The organism is Oscillibacter sp. CU971, from assembly GCF_905219725.1.
GTDB lineage: Bacteria > Bacillota > Clostridia > Oscillospirales > Oscillospiraceae > Oscillibacter.
Window position 1 is genome coordinate 1 of sequence record NZ_CAJMXG010000468.1, and the last position, 1,457, is coordinate 1,457.

Here is a 1,457-nt window from a genome sequence, read left to right on the forward strand (position 1 = left end):
GATGTGATAAAATGATAAAATAAGGAAAAGGGGGCGCGGGGTATGAAACAGGAAAGTTTTAGCGATATGGAATACAGGAGCCGGAAAAAGAAAACAAAACGGGAAGAATTTCTGGAAATCATGGACGAAATCATCCCATAGGTTGTATATAGTTAGTACAGAAGAAGAACCACCAGCAGGCCGCCGCCCGCTGGTGGTTCTTCTTTCACGCTTCCCCCTGTTCCAGTTCCATTTCCTCCCCCATATCCCGCGCATACTTTTCCCGGACTGCATCCGCCACATAGGCGTTAAAGGACGTATACCCGGCCCGCTCGATCGCTTCCCGCATACGGGCTTTCATGCCTTTAGGCAAGGCCAGTTCCATTCTGTCATACGCCTTATCACGGTATTTCTTCTTTGCGGCTGTAGCCGCCGCCCCCCTGGGCGTAGGGTATTTCTTTTCATCAGCCATAAAAAGGCCCCCCTTTCCACTGTCCCGCATTATAGCACACTTCGCACGTTTACGGTAGTATAAATATTGCACAAAAATACGGTAGTATATTTGTGCATCTTTCAGCGGTATTTCCCTTGACGTTTTCGTGTTACGGTAGTATAATATAGACAGTTAAGGGAAGCACAGCCGCCCACCTGCCGGGGCGTTAAGAATACGGCGGGGGCCAACCTTACGGGCCAACACGCAAAGGGAGCCGACACGGCAAGCAATCCAAAATATTTTATAGGGGGTCTTCCTTATGTTGAATCTTACTTCTATCCGTACTCTTACCAATCACGGTTACGATATGCCCGCCATCCTGGCCGCCATCCACGCCGCCGAAACTAACGGAAGCGCCGATCTGGACGGCTGGACGATCCGGTACAACGATCGCGGCGAAATGATCACCGTTCACCCCAGCTGGTGCGGGATCTATGTTGGGGACTACAGCGCCCACATTATCTTCCAGAAGAACATTTCTTACACGTTCAGCAGGTACGGCTTTGTGAACGCAAAATACCGAGACTTGCCCGCCGTCCTGGAAAAGCTGGATGCGGCCAAAACTAACGGCTTCATTCTCTGCGAGTGCTGCGCCTGCGATTTCCCCCGCCGCAAAAAGCAGGTTGAAAAGCTGGGCTACACCGTCCACCGCTCCAATATTTCCGCCTGTGAAACTGATATTTCCACCTGCTGTTTCCTGATTGCTTAACCGCCGCCGCCCCGGCCACGCTGGCCGGGGTTTTCCTTTTGCTTCCGCTTGTGTTACGGTAGTATACATATTGCACAAAATCACGGTAGTATATTTGTGGATCATTTTACCCCTTCACCCGTTGACTTTTTCTTGTTACGGTAGTATAATATAGACAGTTAAGAAAGCCACACAAAAACAAACGGGGGTTACGAAAATGAAGGATGCAAAAATGGATAAACTTTACAATGAAATCACTTCTACAATGCGTGAAGTGTGGGGACTTTTCTACGAAAG

At 49.3% G+C, this 1,457-nt stretch carries 2 protein-coding genes; one reads left to right on the top strand and one right to left on the bottom strand.

Annotated features, from left to right (window positions below; all coding sequences use genetic code 11):
• Positions 1-205: 205 nt before the first annotated feature.
• Positions 206-451 carry a hypothetical protein gene (locus JX325_RS16635; protein WP_204792143.1) on the bottom strand — a complete coding sequence of 82 codons (246 nt, stop codon included), beginning with the start codon at positions 449-451 and terminating at the stop codon, positions 206-208.
• A gap of 280 nt (positions 452-731) precedes the next feature.
• Here JX325_RS16635 and JX325_RS16640 point away from each other — a divergent pair, with 280 nt between their 5' ends.
• On the top strand, positions 732-1,181 hold the full coding sequence (locus tag JX325_RS16640; RefSeq protein ID WP_204792144.1) for a hypothetical protein: 450 nt from the start codon (positions 732-734) through the stop codon (positions 1,179-1,181).
• Positions 1,182-1,457: the final 276 nt, after the last annotated feature.